The following is a 255-nucleotide window of genomic DNA, read 5'->3' as shown; positions in this document are numbered from 1 at the left end:
ATCAATCATGATCGGCATTGAAATGTAGCGGAAGTCGAAAGAGTAGTTTTGGTTGTTCCAAACACAATGAGGCTTTTTAAGCAGAGGCACTGTTTCAAACTTCTTTTTCTTCCCTTTCTTAAACACATTTTTTGCATCCAAGGTAGCTTGTGCTTTTACAGCACTGGGCAAATAGGCCTCAATATCTTTGCTTGTTTTACGGGTAGGTTTTCTTTCTTCCACCATTTCCACTACAAGGGAGTTGATGGTCGAGAT

General features: G+C 40.0%; 1 pseudogene. It reads right to left on the bottom strand.

The annotated features are described in order from the left end of the window. Positions 1 to 255 (bottom strand): annotated as a pseudogene (locus ACYQ2O_RS13485) (RNA-guided endonuclease TnpB family protein); the annotation flags it as partial.

Source organism: Alkalibacterium sp. m-11 (genome assembly GCF_054658155.1).
This window is presented reverse-complemented; position numbering and strand designations above follow the sequence as displayed.